The organism is Scytonema hofmannii PCC 7110 (genome assembly GCF_000346485.2).
Classification (GTDB): Bacteria; Cyanobacteriota; Cyanobacteriia; order Cyanobacteriales; family Nostocaceae; genus Scytonema; species Scytonema hofmannii.
The window spans coordinates 1,859,916-1,878,003 of record NZ_KQ976354.1; the positions used below are offsets into that span (position 1 = coordinate 1,859,916).

At 40.6% G+C, this 18,088-nt stretch carries 25 protein-coding genes and 1 pseudogene; 12 read left to right on the plus strand and 14 right to left on the minus strand.

Annotated elements, in window-relative coordinates:
• Positions 1-245 precede the first annotated feature (245 nt).
• Both WA1_RS08010 and WA1_RS08015 read left to right on the plus strand, forming a co-directional pair.
• Positions 246-1,394: an AAA family ATPase gene (locus WA1_RS08010; protein WP_017749043.1), complete on the plus strand. Its 1,149-nt coding sequence runs from the start codon at positions 246-248 to the stop codon at positions 1,392-1,394.
• Entirely contained in the window at positions 1,391-1,999 is a 609-nt protein-coding gene (locus tag WA1_RS08015; RefSeq protein WP_017749042.1) for a DUF4276 family protein, read from the plus strand. The genes WA1_RS08010 and WA1_RS08015 overlap by 4 nt, the downstream gene beginning before the upstream one ends.
• Positions 2,000-2,102: 103 nt before the next feature.
• On the opposite strand, the gene WA1_RS08020 is transcribed toward WA1_RS08015, so the two are convergent.
• A complete protein-coding gene (locus WA1_RS08020; protein WP_017749041.1) occupies positions 2,103-3,950 on the minus strand; it encodes a tetratricopeptide repeat protein in 1,848 nt (615 codons plus the stop codon).
• Positions 3,951-4,197: 247 nt separating this feature from the next.
• Between WA1_RS08020 and WA1_RS08025 the strand changes: the two genes are divergently transcribed.
• The 4 genes from WA1_RS08025 (at position 4,198) to WA1_RS59550 (ending at position 7,092) form a co-directional block, all read left to right on the plus strand.
• The gene (locus WA1_RS08025; RefSeq protein WP_017749040.1) at positions 4,198-5,202 is read left to right on the plus strand and encodes a metal ABC transporter substrate-binding protein; all 1,005 of its coding nucleotides are present in this window, start codon (positions 4,198-4,200) and stop codon (positions 5,200-5,202) included.
• A gap of 87 nt (positions 5,203-5,289) precedes the next feature.
• A complete protein-coding gene (locus WA1_RS08030) occupies positions 5,290-6,066 on the plus strand; it encodes a metal ABC transporter ATP-binding protein (protein WP_017749039.1) in 777 nt (258 codons plus the stop codon).
• Positions 6,066-6,923: a metal ABC transporter permease gene (locus WA1_RS08035; RefSeq protein WP_017749038.1), complete on the plus strand. Its 858-nt coding sequence runs from the start codon at positions 6,066-6,068 to the stop codon at positions 6,921-6,923. The genes WA1_RS08030 and WA1_RS08035 overlap by 1 nt, the downstream gene beginning before the upstream one ends.
• Before the next feature lie 34 nt (positions 6,924-6,957).
• Entirely contained in the window at positions 6,958-7,092 is a 135-nt protein-coding gene (locus WA1_RS59550) for a hypothetical protein (RefSeq protein WP_017749037.1), read from the plus strand.
• Between the two features lie 83 nt (positions 7,093-7,175).
• Here WA1_RS59550 and WA1_RS08040 read toward each other — a convergent pair whose 3' ends face one another.
• Both WA1_RS08040 and WA1_RS59555 read right to left on the minus strand, forming a co-directional pair.
• Complete coding sequence (locus WA1_RS08040) at positions 7,176-7,778, minus strand: hypothetical protein (RefSeq protein WP_017749036.1); 603 nt, start codon at positions 7,776-7,778, stop codon at positions 7,176-7,178.
• Between the two features lie 299 nt (positions 7,779-8,077).
• Positions 8,078-8,209 (minus strand): hypothetical protein, encoded by a 132-nt coding sequence (locus WA1_RS59555; RefSeq protein ID WP_017749035.1) that lies wholly within the window; start codon positions 8,207-8,209, stop codon positions 8,078-8,080.
• A 259-nt stretch (positions 8,210-8,468) separates the two neighbouring features.
• On the opposite strand from WA1_RS59555, the gene WA1_RS08045 reads away from it, so the two are divergent.
• Positions 8,469-8,990: a tetratricopeptide repeat protein gene (locus WA1_RS08045; protein WP_017749033.1), complete on the plus strand. Its 522-nt coding sequence runs from the start codon at positions 8,469-8,471 to the stop codon at positions 8,988-8,990.
• Positions 8,991-9,677: 687 nt separating this feature from the next.
• Here the strand turns inward: WA1_RS08045 and WA1_RS08050 are convergent.
• Positions 9,678-9,881: a CHAT domain-containing protein gene (locus tag WA1_RS08050; RefSeq protein WP_017749032.1), complete on the minus strand. Its 204-nt coding sequence runs from the start codon at positions 9,879-9,881 to the stop codon at positions 9,678-9,680.
• 221 nt (positions 9,882-10,102) lie between these two features.
• Between WA1_RS08050 and WA1_RS08055 the strand changes: the two genes are divergently transcribed.
• The 3 genes from WA1_RS08055 (at position 10,103) to WA1_RS08065 (ending at position 11,230) form a co-directional block, all read left to right on the plus strand.
• A complete protein-coding gene (locus WA1_RS08055; protein ID WP_017749031.1) occupies positions 10,103-10,414 on the plus strand; it encodes a hypothetical protein in 312 nt (103 codons plus the stop codon).
• A 62-nt stretch (positions 10,415-10,476) separates the two neighbouring features.
• Positions 10,477-10,986, plus strand: a complete 510-nt coding sequence (locus WA1_RS08060) for a DUF4365 domain-containing protein (protein ID WP_017749030.1) — start codon at positions 10,477-10,479, stop codon at positions 10,984-10,986.
• A gap of 55 nt (positions 10,987-11,041) precedes the next feature.
• Positions 11,042-11,230, plus strand: a complete 189-nt coding sequence (locus WA1_RS08065; RefSeq protein ID WP_272819099.1) for a type II toxin-antitoxin system HicA family toxin — start codon at positions 11,042-11,044, stop codon at positions 11,228-11,230.
• A gap of 210 nt (positions 11,231-11,440) precedes the next feature.
• Here WA1_RS08065 and WA1_RS62085 read toward each other — a convergent pair.
• The 5 genes and pseudogenes from WA1_RS62085 to WA1_RS08080 all read right to left on the minus strand — a co-directional run.
• Positions 11,441-11,551 (minus strand): annotated as a pseudogene (locus tag WA1_RS62085) (IS701 family transposase); the annotation flags it as partial.
• Positions 11,552-11,839: 288 nt separating this feature from the next.
• Entirely contained in the window at positions 11,840-12,106 is a 267-nt protein-coding gene (locus WA1_RS58570; RefSeq protein ID WP_017749028.1) for a hypothetical protein, read from the minus strand.
• A gap of 130 nt (positions 12,107-12,236) precedes the next feature.
• Complete coding sequence (locus WA1_RS58575; RefSeq protein ID WP_201789077.1) at positions 12,237-12,392, minus strand: hypothetical protein; 156 nt, start codon at positions 12,390-12,392, stop codon at positions 12,237-12,239.
• Positions 12,392-12,763, minus strand: coding sequence for a type II toxin-antitoxin system PemK/MazF family toxin (locus WA1_RS08075; protein ID WP_033336658.1), 372 nt, complete (start codon positions 12,761-12,763; stop codon positions 12,392-12,394). The genes WA1_RS58575 and WA1_RS08075 overlap by 1 nt, the downstream gene beginning before the upstream one ends.
• Positions 12,745-12,987 (minus strand): ribbon-helix-helix domain-containing protein, encoded by a 243-nt coding sequence (locus WA1_RS08080; RefSeq protein ID WP_017749026.1) that lies wholly within the window; start codon positions 12,985-12,987, stop codon positions 12,745-12,747. The genes WA1_RS08075 and WA1_RS08080 overlap by 19 nt, the downstream gene beginning before the upstream one ends.
• Before the next feature lie 65 nt (positions 12,988-13,052).
• Here WA1_RS08080 and WA1_RS59560 point away from each other — a divergent pair, with 65 nt between their 5' ends.
• A complete protein-coding gene (locus WA1_RS59560) occupies positions 13,053-13,223 on the plus strand; it encodes a helix-turn-helix domain-containing protein (RefSeq protein WP_272819100.1) in 171 nt (56 codons plus the stop codon).
• A 164-nt stretch (positions 13,224-13,387) separates the two neighbouring features.
• On the opposite strand, the gene WA1_RS08085 is transcribed toward WA1_RS59560, so the two are convergent.
• The 3 genes from WA1_RS08085 to WA1_RS08095 all read right to left on the minus strand — a co-directional run bounded on the left by WA1_RS08085 (position 13,388) and on the right by WA1_RS08095 (position 15,387).
• The gene (locus WA1_RS08085) at positions 13,388-14,491 is read right to left on the minus strand and encodes a glycoside hydrolase family 3 N-terminal domain-containing protein (protein ID WP_017749025.1); all 1,104 of its coding nucleotides are present in this window, start codon (positions 14,489-14,491) and stop codon (positions 13,388-13,390) included.
• A gap of 123 nt (positions 14,492-14,614) precedes the next feature.
• Positions 14,615-15,103 carry a PIN domain-containing protein gene (locus WA1_RS08090; RefSeq protein ID WP_017749024.1) on the minus strand — a complete coding sequence of 163 codons (489 nt, stop codon included), beginning with the start codon at positions 15,101-15,103 and terminating at the stop codon, positions 14,615-14,617.
• A complete protein-coding gene (locus WA1_RS08095) occupies positions 15,103-15,387 on the minus strand; it encodes a UPF0175 family protein (RefSeq protein ID WP_017749023.1) in 285 nt (94 codons plus the stop codon). Before WA1_RS08095 ends, WA1_RS08090 begins: the two co-directional genes overlap by 1 nt.
• A gap of 152 nt (positions 15,388-15,539) precedes the next feature.
• Between WA1_RS08095 and WA1_RS08100 the strand changes: the two genes are divergently transcribed.
• Positions 15,540-15,983 carry an SNF2-related protein gene (locus WA1_RS08100; protein WP_017749021.1) on the plus strand — a complete coding sequence of 148 codons (444 nt, stop codon included), beginning with the start codon at positions 15,540-15,542 and terminating at the stop codon, positions 15,981-15,983.
• A 111-nt stretch (positions 15,984-16,094) separates the two neighbouring features.
• Here WA1_RS08100 and rppB read toward each other — a convergent pair whose 3' ends face one another.
• On the minus strand, positions 16,095-17,396 hold the full coding sequence (rppB, locus tag WA1_RS08105) for a two-component system sensor histidine kinase RppB (protein WP_017749020.1): 1,302 nt from the start codon (positions 17,394-17,396) through the stop codon (positions 16,095-16,097).
• Entirely contained in the window at positions 17,383-18,087 is a 705-nt protein-coding gene (rppA, locus tag WA1_RS08110; RefSeq protein WP_026135278.1) for a two-component system response regulator RppA, read from the minus strand. The genes rppB and rppA overlap by 14 nt, the downstream gene beginning before the upstream one ends.
• Between the last annotated feature and the right edge of the window lies 1 nt (position 18,088).

An 18,088-nucleotide genomic window follows, 5' to 3' on the forward strand; every position in this document is an offset into this window, starting at 1 on the left:
ACATTTATATGGCATTATGTAAGGTAGCTAGCTTAAAACAGGTCATAGAGCATGGGGCATAGTAAGAACAGGGTGGATAAAAATCATATTTTTTCTATTGCTTACTCCTGACGCTTCACTTCTCACTTCAAGTCAGCTGATAAAGTGATATGAACGACTAACTTAAAGCATTGGAGTAAGCGAGAATAAGAAGGTGTAGATGGTAAAAAACAATAGCTACTATAACAGTTTACAAGAAGTGCATTATGAGTTCTTTTCAAGAAATTACTATTGAAGGATATCGGCGCTTATACAACGTACACGTTGAAATGCGTCCCCTAACTGTGATGATTGGAGCTAACGGGGTAGGCAAAACCTCCCTTTTAGAGATTTTTTTACTCTTAGCAGCATCAGCAAAAGGTCAGCTTGAGTTAAAAATTTCTGAACTCAGTGGTCTTAGTGAAATTATGACTCGTGACAAAGCCGATAGTCTGGTGTTTAACTTATCTATGGCTTTGACTCATGGGGAACCGTTAAATTACTATCTCAAGCTTATTCCTAAAGGTCAGTTTTATGAAATTGCTTTGGAAACCCTAAGCCAACAGCGCGCTCCTCAAGCTTCTCAACCTTTCAAGCATATTGATTCTCGTGGTTTGGACGTAAAGTATTCTACTCCACAGCGATATGAGTTAATTCGTCCAAATTGGGAACATAATCCCTATGAAACTTCTCTTTCTCAAGTTCCCAAAATGTACCAAGAACCAGAGAATTTCCGCAAACAGCTAGCTTCTTGCACGTTTTATGGGGCATTGAATGTTGTACCTAAAAGTCCGGTTCGTTTACCTCAATCTATGCGTCCGGTAACATTGCCCGGTTCTGATGGAGAAGATTTAGTATCTTGCCTTTATTATCTGCGCGAAACTGACCCGAATCGGTTTGAAATTGTAGAGGATACGCTTGCTGCAGCTTTTCCTGATTTTGAGCGATTGGGATTTCCTCCAGTAGCAGCAGGAACTTTGGCGATGACTTGGAAAGATAAAAATTTCTCGCGACCCCTTTATATGCACCAGCTATCTGAAGGTACTTTGCGATTTCTCTGGTTGGTAACACTCCTGCAAAGCCCAGATTTAACTGCTGTCACTCTAATAGATGAACCAGAAGTCAGTTTGCACCCTGAATTATTGCGGTTGCTTACTGATTTAATGAGAGAAGCTTCAAAACGAACTCAGCTAATTGTGGCAACACATTCAGATAGATTAGTAAGATTTTTACAGCCTAAAGAAGTATTAGTTTGTGATGCTGAAGATGGTACAACCACTATGACTTGGTCTGACTCATTAGATCTGGAGAAATGGCTAGAAGACTATAGCTTAGATCAAGTTTGGGCAATGAATTTATTAGGTGGTCGTCCATGAAAATAGCTATTTTAGTTGAAGGCGCAACAGAAACAGCTTTTAAGCCGATTTTAGCAGCTTTTCTTAAATTGCGGTTACAACAGAAAATGCCTAGACTTAAGTTTATACCTTATGATGGTCGCATTCCTAAAGAAGCAAAACTCAAGCGTATTGTTGAAAATTTGCTAACTGGCAAAGACGCTTATAATGCTGTAATTGCATTAACAGATGTATACACGGGAACAGATGATTTTATAGATGCAACGGATGCCAAAGCTAAAATGAACGCTTGGGTAGGGAACCATACCAAGTTTTATCCTCACGTAGCTCAGTATGATTTTGAAGCTTGGTTGTTACCCTATTGGTCAACCATTCAAAAATTAGCTGAGCATAACAAGTCAGCACCTAGTGGCTTACCTGAACAAGTCAATCATGATAACCCACCCTCATATCGTATTAAAGAAATATTTGAAATAGGTAAATGTAAACGTAGTTATAGTAAGATTCGTGATGCAGCAAGCATTTTGAAAAAAAATAATTTGATGGATGCAGTGAATTTATGTCCAGAATTGAAAGCATTTATAAACACTATTTTGTTTTTGTGTGAGAGTGAATTGATTCCATAAATAGAGCACACACACTCAATTGTGAGTTAACTTTACGCGTGAACTCAATAGGCGTTTTTTTAGTAGGTAATCTTATAGCGGGAAGGGAGCCAGGGTATTATCATTACATACTTCGCCTATATTCCTCTAACAATTGTGGAATGTAATCGTAACCATCTACTCCAATGACAGAAATAATTTTAGAACGGTTTTGCTGTAGTAACTGACTAAATGCTTCTGCTCCTATCTGTCCCTGCAAAATTGTGAGTAAACCTGCTGTTTTTCGCCACTCAATTGATGCAATTTGATTTAACAAATACATTCCCAAAACACCAGTATAAACTCCTTGTTCTTGATTTTGCAGTTGATAGTAAGCTTCTGCTAAATTAGCTAAATTTAAACCTTGAAGGTATAAATCACCAGATATTTGTGCTGTTTGCAAGCCGTCTTCTAAATGTTTAATAGCTGCTTGCGGTTGTCCAATGACTAAGTAAGCAATACCTAAACTGCTGAAACACAAAGCTTTACTTTGAAGGTCGCCCAATCTCTCTGATAATGCTAAGCCTTGTTGCAAATAGTTAATCGCCATTTCATAGGTTTCTGGTTCTGTTTGTTCTGTCTGCTGTGCTTGCATGACTTCGCTATAACCTAAATTCACCAGAGCATTTGCTTCCCCTGTACGATCGCCTGTCTGACGGCTCAGTATTAATGCTCGTTGGCTGTAATTAATTGCCTCTGCATACATTTTTTCGGCAACGCAAGTGCGGCTGAGGTGATTGAAATTGGCGATTTCACAGGGGCGATCGCCTGAATTGCGGGCTATTTCCAGTGCTGCGCTGTGAAACTCTGCCGATCGTCGATACTGCCCCATTGCACGCTGAGAATAACCTAAAAGTGTCAATATTCTTGCTTTTTCTTGAGTTCCTTCTGTTTGTTGCAGTGGTTCATTCAGATAATCCAGAGCATCCCGTAAATAACTCCCAGAGAAGGAAGCAAAAATTCCTCCATATAGGGGAAAATACGGGCGTTGTGCAAAGGTTCGTAAAATCTGGATCATAACTTGATGACAAGCAGCGCTATACACGGGCGCAGTGTTACTAAAACCGTTTGCGAGTAAACTCCAAATCACTGCAAAGGTTAAGTAAGTTGAAATTGACAAATTCGATCCAGCTTTTACATTGTAGGGTTGTTGGTCAAACCAATTCACTAACCCTTTCTGTAAGGACTGCAAAATCACTGCAATTTCTACCCAATCACTGAAGTTCATACCACTTCTGTGTTGGGCAAATTCAATAGCAGATTGTTCCATTGCTAAGGTACGAAACAGTGCTTGGAGACAACTACTGTGTACCTGCTTCGCCCAAGTTGCCCAAGGGCCTTGTTCTCCAGGTACACCTCCAAATCCCAGTGTTCCTCGGCTTTGTTCGTACATCCAGCTAATCAAATGATCCTGTAGCCGTTGCCAAGATGCCACACCACGGGTAATGCCTTCTGAAATTTGCTGAAAATCAGGATTGGCTTGGGCAAATTGCTGTAAAGATTTTGAGACTTGTTGGATTTGCTGTAAGGTGAGAGAATTTTTCCGATTAGGATCGCTTGCTCTTAAGAATGCGGCTAAACGCCCGCTTGAATCAGCCGAAGTAATCTCTTTGACTGCGGAAGTAATCGCTTCTGTGACTTTGCTTTGCTGCTCGGCGCGTTGCCATTGACTCTGAATAGTCTTTATTGCCCTGAGACTGCGGGTTGCCTTAGCTTGCTTGAGTTCGTCTTTTTCAGTATCGACGTGTTGCTGGGTGGAGTTGAGGCGCTCGCTCAAAACCAACTCAAACACTTCTCCTGTACCTACAGTTACACCTTTGAGCAGCATTTGATACACTTGCTCTTGAGAGCTAATCTTGCCCTTAAGGGTGCTTTGAACAATTTCATCGATTAAAGCGAGGTAGCGATCGCGCAATGGCAAAGAGTCAGACACTGTAGCAACCTGAAAGCATTAAAACAATTATGAACTACTTCTCCACAATCGTGCTATTCATCAAGGGCTTTTCGTGTTTTTGCCAATTTTGCGATAAGCTGGGTACAGCTTGCGCTTCGCGATCGCACACCAAGTAGACAATGCACGGTAGACTCACTACTGAGTGTAAAGTTTTTCATATTTCTTTCATTTTTCTTTCCTTTGTAGTAAAGTAGTGGGAAAAATGAGGGAATTATGAAATCTATAAATGAAATATAATCTCAACAGTCGCCAGATACGAAGGCTGCTCTATGTACGTTCGTGGGTTGTAACATCTGGGGTGCTGTTAGGACTCTGGCTGAGTGGGTGCAACTCCACACCGAATGATGCTGTGCAGTCACAGGTAAATCCAACCTTAGGAGAAACCAATACCACAAACCAAAAGACAAAAGACAAAAAGGTAATTCTGACGACGTTTACAGTGATCGCCGACATGGCGCGGAATGTGGCGGGAGATAAGGCGATTGTTGAATCTCTTACCAAACTTGGCTCAGAAATTCATGGTTATGAACCAACACCTAGCGATCTAGTTAAGGCACAAAACGCTGACTTGATTTTAGATAATGGTTTGAACTTAGAACGGTGGGCGGAGAAATTTTATAACAACATCTCTAAGGTTCCTCATGTCACTCTAAGTGCAGATGTTCAACCTGTAGAAATTGCAGAGGATGTTTACAAAGGTAAACCTAACCCCCATGCTTGGATGTCACCACAAAACGCCTTAATTTACGTAGAGAATATTCGCAAAGCGCTAGTTGATTTAGACCCAGCGAATACGAACACCTACAATGCCAACGCTAAGACATACAGCCAGAAGATTAGGGACATTGACCAAAAGCTACGAAAAGAGATGTCAGTGGTTTCACAAGACAAGCGGTACATGGTCAGTTGTGAAGGGGCTTTTTCCTACATCACCCGCGATTATGGCTTAAAAGAAGTATATCTCTGGGCAGTTAACTCAGAACAGCAAGCGACTCCCAAACAGGTTGAAAAGGTTATTAATAAGGTTAAGGCAAATCAAATACCAGTTATTTTTTGTGAAAGTACGGTGAGCGATAAAGCGCAACGTCAAGTAGCCAGGGAAACGGGTGCAAAATTTGGCGGAGTTTTCTATGTTGATTCCCTCTCCTCTCCTGATGGTCCAGCATCGACTTATCTCAAGTTACTGGAACATAACGTCACAACTCTCATTAAAGGATTACAGGGAAGTTAGAGGGACAAATGACCAGTGACCAGTGACCAGTGACCAGTGACCAGTGACCGGTGACCAGTGACCAGTGACCAATGACTAAAAACTAATATGGAATCTATCAGTATTAATGTAGAAAACTTAACAGTTGCCTACCACGGCAAGGTGGCATTGCATGGTGCTTCTTTGCAAATCAAAGCAGGCTCAATTAGTGGGCTGGTTGGAATGAACGGGAGTGGTAAATCAACCCTATTTAAAGCAATTATGGGGTTTGTGAAGCCAACAACGGGGAGGGTATTAATTAACAGCTTGCCTATTAGAATAGTGCAGAAAAAGAATTTGGTGGCATATGTGCCGCAGTCAGAAGAAGTGGACTGGAATTTTCCAGTGAGCGTCCACGAAGTCGTGATGATGGGACGCTACGGATATATGAATGTACTGAGAATTCCCTCTGCAAAAGATAAAAGGGTGGTTCGAGAGAGTTTGGAGAGGGTGCAGATGTGGGAAATGCGCGCTCGCCAAATTGGGGAACTCTCAGGAGGACAAAAAAAACGTGCCTTTTTTGCGCGTGCTTTGGCACAACAAGGAAAAGTCTTACTGTTAGATGAACCATTCACAGGGGTAGATATCAAAACAGAAAAAACCATGATTGACCTATTACTTGAATTGCGAAATATGGGTCATACTATTTTGGTTTCTACCCACGATTTAGCTTCAATTACGACTTTCTGTGACCAAGTAATTCTCATCAACCGCACTATCCTAGCTTACGGCAATACCTCTGAAGTCTTCACAGAAGAAAATCTCTCTCGTACCTTTGGCGGTTCTCTAGGAGATTTGCCATTTAGCAAAAGCCGCTTAGCGCGTGAAAATCAGGAGGCATTGTAATGGAATTGCTACAATGGTTTACCGCACCTATGCAACATGAATTTATGGTGAAGGCAATTCTCATTAGTGCCTTAGTTGGGTTAGTTTGTTCAGTGCTATCTTGTTACATGACACTCAAAGGTTGGGCATTAATGGGGGATGCTGTTTCCCACGCTGTAATGCCTGGGGTAGTCATCGCTTACATTCTCAAAATTCCTTTTGCTGTTGGTGCATTTGTGTTTGGGGTAGGTTCAGTCATTGCCATCGGTTTTATTAAGGAGAAGACGAGAATTAAGGAAGATACAGTCATTGGATTGGTGTTTACAGGTTTTTTTGCGTTAGGGTTAGTGCTTGTGTCTAAAACTCCAAGCTCTGTAGACTTGACACACATCCTGTTTGGCAACGTTCTAGGAATTTCTCAACCAGACATCATCCAAACAGTCATTATCAGTGTTATTACCTTAGCTACTATTGCTATCTTACGGAAAGACCTTCTGTTATTTTGTTTCGATCCCACCCATGCGCGTTCTATAGGTTTAAATACAGGAGCACTCTACTATATTTTGCTATCTTTACTTTCCTTAACTGCTGTCGCTGGACTACAGACTGTTGGAATTATTCTTGTCGTTGCTATGCTAGTGACACCTGGAGCAACGGCTTATTTATTAACAGACCGCTTTGACCGTATGATGCTTATTGCTATGGCTTCTGGAGTATTTTCTAGCGTTATGGGGACTTATATTAGCTATTACATTGATGGTTCTACTGGAGGTTGCATTGTAGTGTTGCAAACTCTGTTATTTGTCGTAGCGATGATATTTGCACCCAAGCATGGTTTACTCATGAGGGCAAAGCAGCAGAGTCTTAGCTCTAAATAAACGCATTCCATTTGCTTTTATCTTCGGTAACAGTTTGCTTTATACTCTGCTTGGCAACAATGGTGCGATCGCTGATTTTCAGAAAGCATCTGTATTGTTTAAACAAGAAGGAAACCAAGAATTTGCCCAAAGAGCAGACAACGCTATTCAAACTCTAAAAGCTAGTTGAAGCGATAAGCCGGGTACGGCTTGCGCCAAGGGCGATAAGCCGGGTACGGCTTGCGCTTCGCGATCGCACTGTATGTAACAATATTATCCTGCATTCATCATCCAAACAAGAAAGCCCAAAATTTGCTCGACAGGCGGGAGGGGATAATCTGTCAAGTCAATTGACACGCATTGCCCTTCTAACTTTAAAAACCGCCATACTGTACCACTAGTTACCGTTCCGTAAATCGTTAAGATCGGTTGTTGCTTTTTTTGATTAAAGCGTTGAGCAGCAACCATTTCTGCAAGGCATTGTCCTAGGGCTGGTTTTAAATCTTCCTTCTTGGCTTCTACAAGCACAACTACAGGAGCTTTAATATATAGCTGTTCTGAGGAACGACTCATGAGAAAATCAACAAAGCCCGTAAGTTCAGCTTCTGGTTCTACATTGAATTCTTCACCAGAAAAAACGCTAATTTGTCCTTGAAGTTGGCGTTTGACTTCTAGCAAGACGGGATTGATAATGCCTTCAGAACGAGCTTTCTCACTACTGACTGCGATCGCCCAAGGGAGTGTTTCTTTAAGAATATCTTGAAGTAAAGGAGTTGGAGTGATAGGGGGAATTTCTGGTAAAAAGCGATCGCCTTCAACGATTGTCAGTTGAAAATCCTCTACAGCTTTGCTCAGAGTAAATTTACTATAAGGCATGAGTCGATCGTTCTTAATTAAAGAGCTGATTGAAATCCCAGTATAACAATTCCCACTTCCGTGAAGTACAGAATATTGAATTAACCGCAGCCTGTAGTGGATGGACGCAGATAAATTTATACCTCCGCATGACAATCTGCTCTGTTTAAACAAGAAGGAAACCAAGAATTTGCCCAAAGAGCAGACAACGCTATTCAAAATCTAAAAGCTAGTTGAAGCGATAAGCCGGGTAAGGCTTGCGCCAAGGGCGATAAGCCGGGTACGGCTTGCGCTTCGCGATCGCGCTATATGTAACAATATCATCCTACATTCATCATCCAAACGAGAAAGCCCAAAATTTGCTCAACAGGTGGGAAGGGGTAATCTGTCAAGTCAATTGACACGCATTGCCCTTCTATAGCGATTTTCATCCGAATGAGGTACGGCTTCATCCGCGTGCATCCGCGTGCATCTGCGGTTCTATAACTTTGAGGAGGAAAATAAATTTCCTGTTTCCCATGTCAGTTTGACTTTGACATAAAATAAGGGCTTTTTGGGATCTTATCATTAGATGTTCCAAGTTATTTTTGCATATCCCTTGAAAGTTCAGAGATATATATCTGTGAGCAAGCAAATTCTTATCTGGAACTGTTTGGATTCTACTAAACGTTCCAGAAATTGTACGTACTGAGTATTAGAGGAAATGCAAAAATGAAGGGTTTGAAATTAGCGATCGCCATCCTGGTATTCGGAACAACGACTATCAACCCTAAAGCCAATGCTAAAAGTTTATTAGACAAGCGACAATCATTTGATTCGCCAACTACAGCACAGATTTCCAGTATCCAAGATAACAAGCTCAATAATACCAAAGCATATTTTGAACGGGGTTCCAATCGCTTTGAAAAAAAAGATTATCAGGGAGCAATAGAAGACTTCAGCCAAGTCTTGAAAAGAGAGCCTAATCATGTCTATGCTTACTTTGGTAGAGGAACTGCTAATCTCTTAGTTAAAGAATATCAAGCAGCCAAGGCAGATTTAGACAAAGTTATAGAAATCGATCCCAATATTGCCTATGCATACTATTTCCGTGGTTTTACCAAGTATGCTTTACAAGACAAACAGGGAGCGCTCGCTGATTTTCAGAAAGCATCTGCATTGTTTAAACAAGAAGGAAACCAAGAATTTGCCCAAAGAGCAGACAATGCTATTCAAACTCTAAAAGCTAGTTGAAGCGATAAGCCGGGTACGGCTTGCGCCAAGGGCGATAAGCCGGGTACGGCTTGCGCTTCGCGATCGCGCTACATGTAACAATATCATCCTGCATTCATCATCCAAACAAGAAAGCCCAAAATTTGCTCGCTTCTGTGAAGTACAGAATACTGAATTAACCGCAGTCTGTAGCGGATGGACGGAGATAAATTTCTACCTCAGCATGACATTCATTCGGTAATTTCTCATGATGGCTACTAGTCTGTTGCATGAATTTCTCCTTCTTAACTATCTACTTCTTTCTGTGAAGATTCTCAAATCACTTACTGACACGCACCATGAAACTACTCAATGAAGCAGCTACATTGTAACCAATACAAATGCCAAAAAGTCGGGCATACGGTTGCTTTACACTTAAATTACGTGCTGCTTTCAGTAGCAGTTTTATCAATTTCGTAGTCACCTGTCTCAATGTCGATAATTATCTTGCCAATATTTTCTTCTACCTCCACTTGTTTGGGGATTCCATTTCATACAGTTGCTTTACACGTCATTCAACCTCGTCGCGGTTTATATAAGGATGGCTTGCATATACTGACTCCCAATCACTACGCGGCTTCTTTTAACTCCTTCATAGTATCTTAAATACGAAAACAGCATGATTTTTATCAAACGCATCGAGAAACTAGGAAGGTTCTTGCTAAAATTCTATTTGTTGTGAAGAGAAGTCCAATCCCCAGAAGCAACAAAGCTCGCCCAATACTTTGGATGTTGGTATGTTGGTGTCGCTAGCATGGATAATTGTGCTTCCCTCAATGCCTCATGTCTGCCCTTACCTGCTTTCAAGTTCTGATAATATTTCATCATCAAGTCTTTTGTTCCCGCATCGTCCACTTTCCACAAACTCAACACGGCTTTGATTTCCCAATGAGATGAACCATCTGTATTTACCTCCAGAGCCAGTGGGGGTATGCAAAAATCTTACTGTGTTTCCTGTGTCCGGTTGAGTCAAATTTGTTTGCGATCGCTCGCGATCAACTCACAAGTATAAACATCGCTCGATTCCTGAGTAACTAGAAAACAGCAATTGACTTAAAATCGATATTAATATCTATGATTTAGAGAACTTAGTTATGCAATATCAAGTTTTTGTGCAAAGTCATCCAGAAAATAAATTTATCGCCTCTATTGTCGGTATTCCCAATACAACAGTTGAAGGTAGCACAAAAGAAGAAGTCATAGCACTTGCCAAAGCTTCTTTAGAAACCCAACTGGCAACGGGTGAGTTAGTTACAATAGAGGTAGGTCAAGAGTGCTCGCAGCAAGAAACAGATCCTTGGCTCAAACATATGGGAATTTTTGCTTCCGACCCAACGTTTGACGATTTTTTGGCAGAAGTTGCAGCTTATCGTCAGCAAGTTTCGGAGAAAGAGGTTTTTGAATGACAAGCTACATACAAGTATAACTTTGATATTATTTATTACACTAAAACTAAAAGACTCTATAAATGCCAAGAAAAAAGCGACCAAGAGAGCATATAATAGCAGACTTAAGTGTTAACTATGTTGAACGATATGTATTATTATGCGGTTACTCTGTAGAACGTGTTAAGTATGATTATGGTTATGACCTACTAATCTTTACTTATAATGCTGAAGGTGAAATTGAAAATGGTCAAATCTATATACAATTAAAAGCTACAGATTCACTCTCTACGCTGGCAGACCAAAAAACTATTACTTTTACTCTTGTGCGTTCCGACTTAGAACTATGGTTATTTGAGCCTATGCCATGCATCTTAATTATATATGATGCAAGAGACAGTCAAGCTTATTGGCTATATTTACAAGCATACTTTGAAAGCTTAGAAAAATTTGATTGCTCCAAGATTGGTGAAAGTGTAACTGTTCGCTTATCCAAAGACAATATATTAGATCGACAGGCAATCAAAAAATTTGCTACATTTAAAAATGATGTTCTCAACCAGCTAAAAGGAGTGATTCGTCATAATGGTTAGAGAAATTAAGTTTACTGAACTAGAGCAAATCCTATTAAATATAGGATTTGTAACAATGCCAACATCAGGTAGGCAGAAAGTTTACCAGTATCCATCATCTGGTACATTAGTTGTTTTACCTGGGTATGAGCAACAAGCATGTGTACGAACAGTGCATTTAGTAGCTGTACGTCGAATATTGTCAGAAAATGGCTTGATGGATAGTGATAAATTCAACCGTTTTTTGAACCTGGTAGCTTCCTAACCGTAACAATAAATTAATCAGCGCCCATAAATTACGCACCATACACCCAAAAAGCATCCAAAATTCTAGGTAGGGTGTGTGACAGTAAAAATTAATCACAAACACAACCAGAAAGTATAATCCTATCACGCACCATCAATATGAGTACAAAAACGGTAAAAGAATTATTTGTGGTGCCTGATTCCCATAGGACTTACGCATTGACAAAAACTAACTATATGCATTCAACCTCACCTTTTGTTTAAGGTGTTCGAGGATGAAGTCACGAGCGACCTGGAGAGATAAATTTCTTTGGAGTTCATACCAGTTTTCAATTAATTCTTAATTGATTTGACTACTAAGTAGATATTGGCAATAGTCTAATTTGGTAAATTTCATATCAAATGATCGAGACGGAAAATCTATCTATGATTTTCTCACTATTGAGAGAATAAAGATACTTTGACAATTTCCCAAGTTGGTCATTTAAAATACATTTCTACAAAATTTAATATTTCTTGTTTCTCATGAGGTTTTAAGCATTAATACTTAAGCTAATATCACAAATGTGACAAAGCCGCATCTAGACCAATTGTGCCAGTTGCGTAAGTCCTGTTTTTTTTCCTATTGTTAATTATAGGTCTTTGCTAAAATTCTATTTGTTGTCAAGAGGAGTCCAATCTCCAGAAGTAACAAAGCTCGCCCAAAACTTTGGATGCTGATACGAAGTTGCAACATCTGGATGATCCTGACCCAGTGCTTTCTCTCTAATTGCCAGTCAGCAAAAAATTGTGCTTTTTCAAGGGCAACTGTTTTCTCATCTGCTTTTTTTGCTTGCAGTTGTTTTTCCAAAGCCTTGAGTTCATTGGTTATTATCTGGCGCTCTTGCTTATCCATAATTTGAAAATTTGCAAATATGGTAGGATTATCACCTAAGAAGCCTTCCCATTTATAGCTACTTCCTGGTTGTAGCGCTTCTTTACCTGTGTAGATCGCCGAAGTTTTTTGCTCAATATTTGGCTTCCAATCATACTTGGGTGAATGGCGATGAGTAAGCCTGCTTTTCTGGGCAAAGATTAATGTAAATCATCAGCGATCGCCATAATGAGTCGATTGTGAACTTGATGCCAAAGTTTAGGTTGGTAGAGAGCTTCCGATAGTTTTCTGAAATTTCGATCTTCATCAAAGCTCAACTAAACCCAAACTAATTTTTATTGCTTGATTAACCTCTTCTATTGTTGCTTCTGTTAATTCACCTAGTTTTCTTATCAATCTTTGTTTATCAATCGAACGAATTTGATTTAACAACACAACAGAATTTACTGTTATTCCACCTTCAGGGGGTTCAATTAAAACTTCTGTAGGATAAAGTGTTTCATCAAATTGAGAGGTAATTGCAGCGACAATTGTAATTGAACTGTACTCATTAGAAACATCATTTTGCAACACTAATGCCGGACGAGTTTTTTGGATTTCAGCACCAACTGTAGGATCGAAATTAACAAGATAGACTTCCCCTCGCTTGGGTTGCATTATTATACGTTTTGCTGCCATGCTTCTTCCTCAAGTGCAAACCAATCTTCTGTTAGATTGCGATCGCGTTCTGCACGACGAATGGCACCCTCTTTCAATTGCTGTCGTAGTTTTTCTTTTTGTTTTTGATCGACGTAATACTGAATAGCTTCATCAATGAAACTACTGCGGTCTCCTTTTGAAGCAAACCGATCGAGTAGTTGCAGCGTTTTTTCAGGCAGTGCGATGTTGATACGATGATGCATACTTATTCCACACTTTAAATACATACCTATAGTATACCTTATTAATTTAACCATCCTTAAGGGTGATGACACAGGCTGAACTAGCAGACAAAATTCACTCCAGTCAACCACGTATTGCCAAGGCTGAAAATGGTGATGTTTCAGTTTCATATCATATTGTCTCTACAACTCCCGTCTCGTTAATACCTTTTTTGACGACTGACTTACAAAACTGCATACCGGGCGAACATCTATAGGTCGATTGTTAATAATAAATTTTAGTAATTCTGAACTAGGATTAAGGAGCCTTTAGATGGTCTAAATATTAGACATCTCCAGAAATTAATTATGCATTACCCAAAAGTCTTGGTAGGGGCGCGGCGACCTTGCGCCCTTACATCTTTTTCACTCCTATGTCTATTTATGTCCTATTATTAGATTGGAACAAACAAGCGATCGCAAGCTCGGAGTGCTGTAAAAGTGTATTGCGATCGAGACAATAGGGTTTGTATTGGGGAGTTGCAGCTAGTAGTTTTTCAATTCTCACTCTAGCCGCTTCAACTACTGATTCAGAGAGGCTACCACTCTCAAAAGAGTCTGAAAAATCTCGAGCAATCTTGTAGATTCGTTCTGAGGATGAGGAAGGGAGATTACGAGATACAATAAACAAATCGCAGCCAGCATGAAAAGTTTGTGCTACCGTTCCACTTTGAGTATACATATCTGAGACTGCTTTCATGTCCAAGTCGTCCGACACAACTACCCCCTCAAAACCCAGTTCCTCTCGCAGAATGGTATGCAATATGGGTTTTGATAGTGTAGCAGGGACATTTGGATCGATTTTAGAAAACAAAATATGAGCAGTCATTATCATGGGAACTTGCTTTTCAATCAGTGCTTTAAAAGTGATCAGTTCGCGATTTCGCAGTTCCTCTACAGATAAATTGAGTGTGGGTAACTCTAAGTGAGAATCAGTGCTGGTGTCCCCATGACCTGGGAAATGTTTCGCACATCCAATGATTCCTGAGTCTTTCAGACCGAGGTAGTAATCAAGAACACCTCGAGCAGCAATTTGCGGAGTTTCTCCAAAAGCGCGAGGTCCAATAATTGGGTTGTTGGGATTGGAGAAAATATCAGCGACAGGAGACCACGACACATTAATACCCAAAGATTTCAGTTCTACTCCTGTAGCTACTGCGATTTCACGGGATTTAGATTTGTAAAGTAACGCATGAGGAAATCGGGTTAGGGGTGGTGGTGTGCGATGGACTCGACCACCTTCATGATCTAGAGTGAGGAACATCGAATCGCGATCGCTGTACAGCTTTATTTGGTCTATCAACTCACTAAAGCTTTGCAACCAAACTTCATAGGGAGCATCATAACGAAAGTTCTTTTGAAAGAAAATAACTCCAATCGGTTTTAACTCATTAAGTATACGTTTATCATCATCATTCAGTGTAGTTCCGGAAATACCAACAATCAGATGGTTTCCAAAACGTTGTGGTTTTTGTGTTTCTGCCATTTTCCCTCCTAACAACTGTACAATTGAGGACGGGCGAGGACGCCCATCCCACAAGAACCTGATTTAATTAAGTTATGTAAATTTAAAAATTTTTAGCTGAGTGACCCTGAATCTAAGTTCAGTTTAATCACTTAAGTCCTTTTGGTACTTTTGTAACAGCGCCTGAATCAGCTTAGATGAAGCTCGAAAGGTGGTTTGCTGTAGACGGTTAATCGATTCGGGAAAATCTAGCAGATTTTGCCGAGCGGCTTCATCTAACACACCCAGTAATCCAGTTACTCTCAAACCACGGAATTGAGCAATCTGTCGTCCTAACAAATCATCAATAATGACTAAATCAGCTTTTTGCTGTTCTGCTAGAACAATCGCGTCTCGTTCGCCAGGATCTAAAGTATTTAAATTCTCATCAGATAAGGTATTTACAGATTGAATGACCAACCATCTAGGTGGTGTCTGAATCCACGCTTGGACGATACCTGGGGAACGAGGATCTGTAAGTTCTTTTTGAACAATTTTAGGAATCAGTACCTGACCGTATAATTGGTGAAGTACATCTATTTTGCCTATCAGTAAAAGATAACAAATTGGCGATGTATCTGACACTACAATCATTAAGAGTTCAACTTTCCTTCTTGTCGCAGTTGCTCATGAGTTTGGCGATCGCGTCCGTAATCAGTTTCGTCATACTGTAAATCAATACCTTTTGCTTTGAGAAATGCATCAACTTCTAAGCGCGTAGACATTCCGAGCAACTCTCGCACCTTCCCCACACTGATGGAACCGTCTATATAAGCTTCTATCACAAGCATTTCCAGCAACTTCCGTTCTAAGGATCCCCATTTCCTTTCTAGGGAATGAGCGACATCATCTGGTAAAGCAATCTGAATCTGCGTCATATCCTTACACTGTTAAAATTATCATTATCATTAAGTGTAGTTCCGAAAATACCAACAATCAGATAGTTTCCAAAACGTTGAGGTTTTTGTGCTACTGACATTTTTCCTCCTAACAACTATACAAGTTTAGCTCTAACTCAATCCCCAGATCCATGGACAACTTCTACACCTTCAAATTTAACCACTCAGAAGCGATGAGCGCCCTAAAAGAGGGGCAAATTAACTCTATTGATTATTACTTTGCCCGTTTGGACTTGTTTAACTTGTCTGTAATGGCGGATTATGACCAGCTCGTCTCGCTACCAACTCTTACAGCAATTGACAAGCATTGGTATCAAATTGAAACAGCGAGAAAAGTCCTCAGACAGATGGGAGGGCGGGCTTTGCTTGCAGACGAAGTAGGGTTGGGTAAAACTATTGAAGCTGGGCTTATCTGTGCTGAGTATTTGGCAAGAGGTCAAATTCAATCCATATTAGTTCTCACCCCAGCTTCCCTTGTGTCTCAATGGCAGTTAGAGTTAGCCTCGAATTCAGTGTACTTTGCAAAGAAAGAAAGCCAAACGGACAGTAACAGCAGTTTGGAATCCGTTTACTAAAATTATTGAGCCACTCCGTTGTGAAATATCAGGAGAACCTGTTTATAGCTTTTATTTAGATGATAAAGAGGCAAAAATTATCTCACCTACAATTTGGGAGTTAGGTGAGAATTAATTTAAAGGTAATTGAACCGTAAAAGTACTACCTTTACCCAACTCACTTTGCACGCTCAAGCTCCCTTTGTGTGCTTGCACGATCGCCTGTGCGATCGCTAACCCCAATCCAGAACCGCCCGTACTCCGAGAGCGATCGCTATTGACTCGATAAAAACGGTCAAAAATCCGCTTTTGTTCGTGAGATGCAATACCTATTCCACTATCTTGAACTTGAACGATCGCATAATAGCCGTCACTATCCACGATCACTTTAACTCCACCGCTAATTGGTGTGTACTGAATGCCATTTACAATCAAATTAGAAACCAAACGATAAATTTGGTCTTCATCACCTGTCACATATAAAGGTTGCTGTTTTCGGATTTCAGACTTCAAATCGACTTTATATGCGATCGCCAACGCTGCCAATTCTTCAACTAAATCGCTCACAATATCATTAAAACAACAACGCTCTCGTTTTACCGATACAGCTTGTCTATCCATACGAGCCAGCAGAAGCAGATCGGTCACCAAAGTCGTTAAACGCTGATTCTGACGCTGTATAGTTGTTAATGTATCCCGTGCTTCTTTATCATTCAAATAACTCATCAAAAGTGCAGACTCTACCGTTGCTTGTGTTGCTGCTAAAGGTGTTCGCAACTCGTGAGCTGCATCTGCCGTAAATTGTTCTACTTGCCTGTAAGATTTGTATATTGGTAGCATCGCCAATCTAGATAACCACCAGCTAGCACCACCTACCAAAATCATCGCCAATGGCAATCCCAATAATAAAGCTAACCTCACATTCGCTAAGTAACTATCCACATCTTGAAGATTGCGCCCCATTTGCATGTGTCCCCAAAGTCGATGATCCCTTGTATGCAGCTCTAAAGAAATCTGATGATAGCGATTTCCACTTGCATCTTTGAGATTTTGCCAAGTCAGATTACCTGGCGTTACAGCTAACCCCTTAGGCTCAAAACCAGCTTTAGCAACAACCCGCCCAGAACGATCTAACAAGCGGACATAGTAATTACCTTGGTGAACCGCGCTCAGAATGTGGCGTTTTGGTTCTCGTTCTGGCAAAAGCTGTCGGGCGGATGGTTCGAGACGTTCTGGTTGCTTCAACTCATTTTCAAGGCTGTCGTGCAAAGTTCCAGCAACAGCTTCCAATTCCCTATCTAAAGTTTGCCAGTGAGCGTGAACGATCGCTTCGTATACCCCCAAACCGCACAAACTGAGTATGAAGCCCATCACTACAGCATACCAGCTAGCCAGCCGCAAACGAGTTTGAGTAAAAAGCTTATGTTGGTTCATCGGTTGTGTTGAGACGGTAACCCTTACCATGAACCGTCTCAATGATATGGGTACTATCGACTTGTGCTAATTGTCGTCTCAGCAGACGTATTTGTGCTGCAACAACATTACTTATAGTATCTGCATTCACCTCCCAAAGCTGATTGCGAATTTGGTCGGTAGTCACAATTTGGTTGGGATGCTTCATCAAATATTCTAAGAGTTGAAATTCTTTATTAGTTAAAAGAATTTCTTTTTTGTTTCCATCTGATGTCAAACGGTAAACAGTGTGATTTCCATAATCGAAGGTTAGGTTAGCAATTTGTAATTTTTGGGGTTGAAACTGAGGAGAACGTCGCTGCAAAGCACGCAATCTTGCCAACAATTCTACCATACCAAAGGGCTTCACCAAGTAATCATCTGCACCTGCATCTAGCCCGGTGACTTTGTCTTCCATGCTATCTTTGGCAGTTAGCATCAATATAGGGCAAGAATTCTGTTTAGCCCGCAACCGCTTGCACAACTCCACTCCCGACAATCCAGGAAGCAACCAGTCAAAGATTGCGAGAGTATATTGCGTCCAACCCCGTTCGAGGTAATCCCATGCTTCAGATCCATCCAGAACCCAGTCTACAACATACTTTTCCTGGTTGAGCACTCGCTTTATTGCTGCACCTAAATCTGGTTCATCTTCTACTAATAAAAGTCTCATC

What these genes read in the sequence shown, in the direction of transcription:
- WA1_RS08010 (WP_017749043.1), top strand. Translation starts at nt 246, where the DNA reads ATGAGTTCTTTTCAAGAAATTACTATTGAAGGATATCGGCGCTTATAC.
- WA1_RS08015 (WP_017749042.1), top strand. Translation starts at nt 1,391, where the DNA reads ATGAAAATAGCTATTTTAGTTGAAGGCGCAACAGAAACAGCTTTTAAG.
- WA1_RS08025 (WP_017749040.1), top strand. Translation starts at nt 4,198, where the DNA reads ATGAAATATAATCTCAACAGTCGCCAGATACGAAGGCTGCTCTATGTA.
- WA1_RS08030 (WP_017749039.1), top strand. Translation starts at nt 5,290, where the DNA reads ATGGAATCTATCAGTATTAATGTAGAAAACTTAACAGTTGCCTACCAC.
- WA1_RS08035 (WP_017749038.1), top strand. Translation starts at nt 6,066, where the DNA reads ATGGAATTGCTACAATGGTTTACCGCACCTATGCAACATGAATTTATG.
- WA1_RS08040 (WP_017749036.1), bottom strand. Translation starts at nt 7,778, where the DNA reads ATGCCTTATAGTAAATTTACTCTGAGCAAAGCTGTAGAGGATTTTCAA.
- WA1_RS59555 (WP_017749035.1), bottom strand. Translation starts at nt 8,209, where the DNA reads ATGAAGCCGTACCTCATTCGGATGAAAATCGCTATAGAAGGGCAATGC.
- WA1_RS08045 (WP_017749033.1), top strand. Translation starts at nt 8,469, where the DNA reads ATGAAGGGTTTGAAATTAGCGATCGCCATCCTGGTATTCGGAACAACG.
- WA1_RS08055 (WP_017749031.1), top strand. Translation starts at nt 10,103, where the DNA reads ATGCAATATCAAGTTTTTGTGCAAAGTCATCCAGAAAATAAATTTATC.
- WA1_RS08060 (WP_017749030.1), top strand. Translation starts at nt 10,477, where the DNA reads ATGCCAAGAAAAAAGCGACCAAGAGAGCATATAATAGCAGACTTAAGT.
- WA1_RS08065 (WP_272819099.1), top strand. Translation starts at nt 11,042, where the DNA reads ATGCCAACATCAGGTAGGCAGAAAGTTTACCAGTATCCATCATCTGGT.
- WA1_RS58570 (WP_017749028.1), bottom strand. Translation starts at nt 12,106, where the DNA reads ATGGATAAGCAAGAGCGCCAGATAATAACCAATGAACTCAAGGCTTTG.
- WA1_RS58575 (WP_201789077.1), bottom strand. Translation starts at nt 12,392, where the DNA reads ATGAAGATCGAAATTTCAGAAAACTATCGGAAGCTCTCTACCAACCTA.
- WA1_RS08075 (WP_033336658.1), bottom strand. Translation starts at nt 12,763, where the DNA reads ATGGCAGCAAAACGTATAATAATGCAACCCAAGCGAGGGGAAGTCTAT.
- WA1_RS08080 (WP_017749026.1), bottom strand. Translation starts at nt 12,987, where the DNA reads ATGCATCATCGTATCAACATCGCACTGCCTGAAAAAACGCTGCAACTA.
- WA1_RS59560 (WP_272819100.1), top strand. Translation starts at nt 13,053, where the DNA reads ATGACACAGGCTGAACTAGCAGACAAAATTCACTCCAGTCAACCACGT.
- WA1_RS08085 (WP_017749025.1), bottom strand. Translation starts at nt 14,491, where the DNA reads ATGGCAGAAACACAAAAACCACAACGTTTTGGAAACCATCTGATTGTT.
- WA1_RS08090 (WP_017749024.1), bottom strand. Translation starts at nt 15,103, where the DNA reads ATGATTGTAGTGTCAGATACATCGCCAATTTGTTATCTTTTACTGATA.
- WA1_RS08095 (WP_017749023.1), bottom strand. Translation starts at nt 15,387, where the DNA reads ATGACGCAGATTCAGATTGCTTTACCAGATGATGTCGCTCATTCCCTA.
- WA1_RS08100 (WP_017749021.1), top strand. Translation starts at nt 15,540, where the DNA reads ATGGACAACTTCTACACCTTCAAATTTAACCACTCAGAAGCGATGAGC.
- rppB (WP_017749020.1), bottom strand. Translation starts at nt 17,396, where the DNA reads ATGAACCAACATAAGCTTTTTACTCAAACTCGTTTGCGGCTGGCTAGC.
- rppA (WP_026135278.1), bottom strand. Translation starts at nt 18,087, where the DNA reads ATGAGACTTTTATTAGTAGAAGATGAACCAGATTTAGGTGCAGCAATA.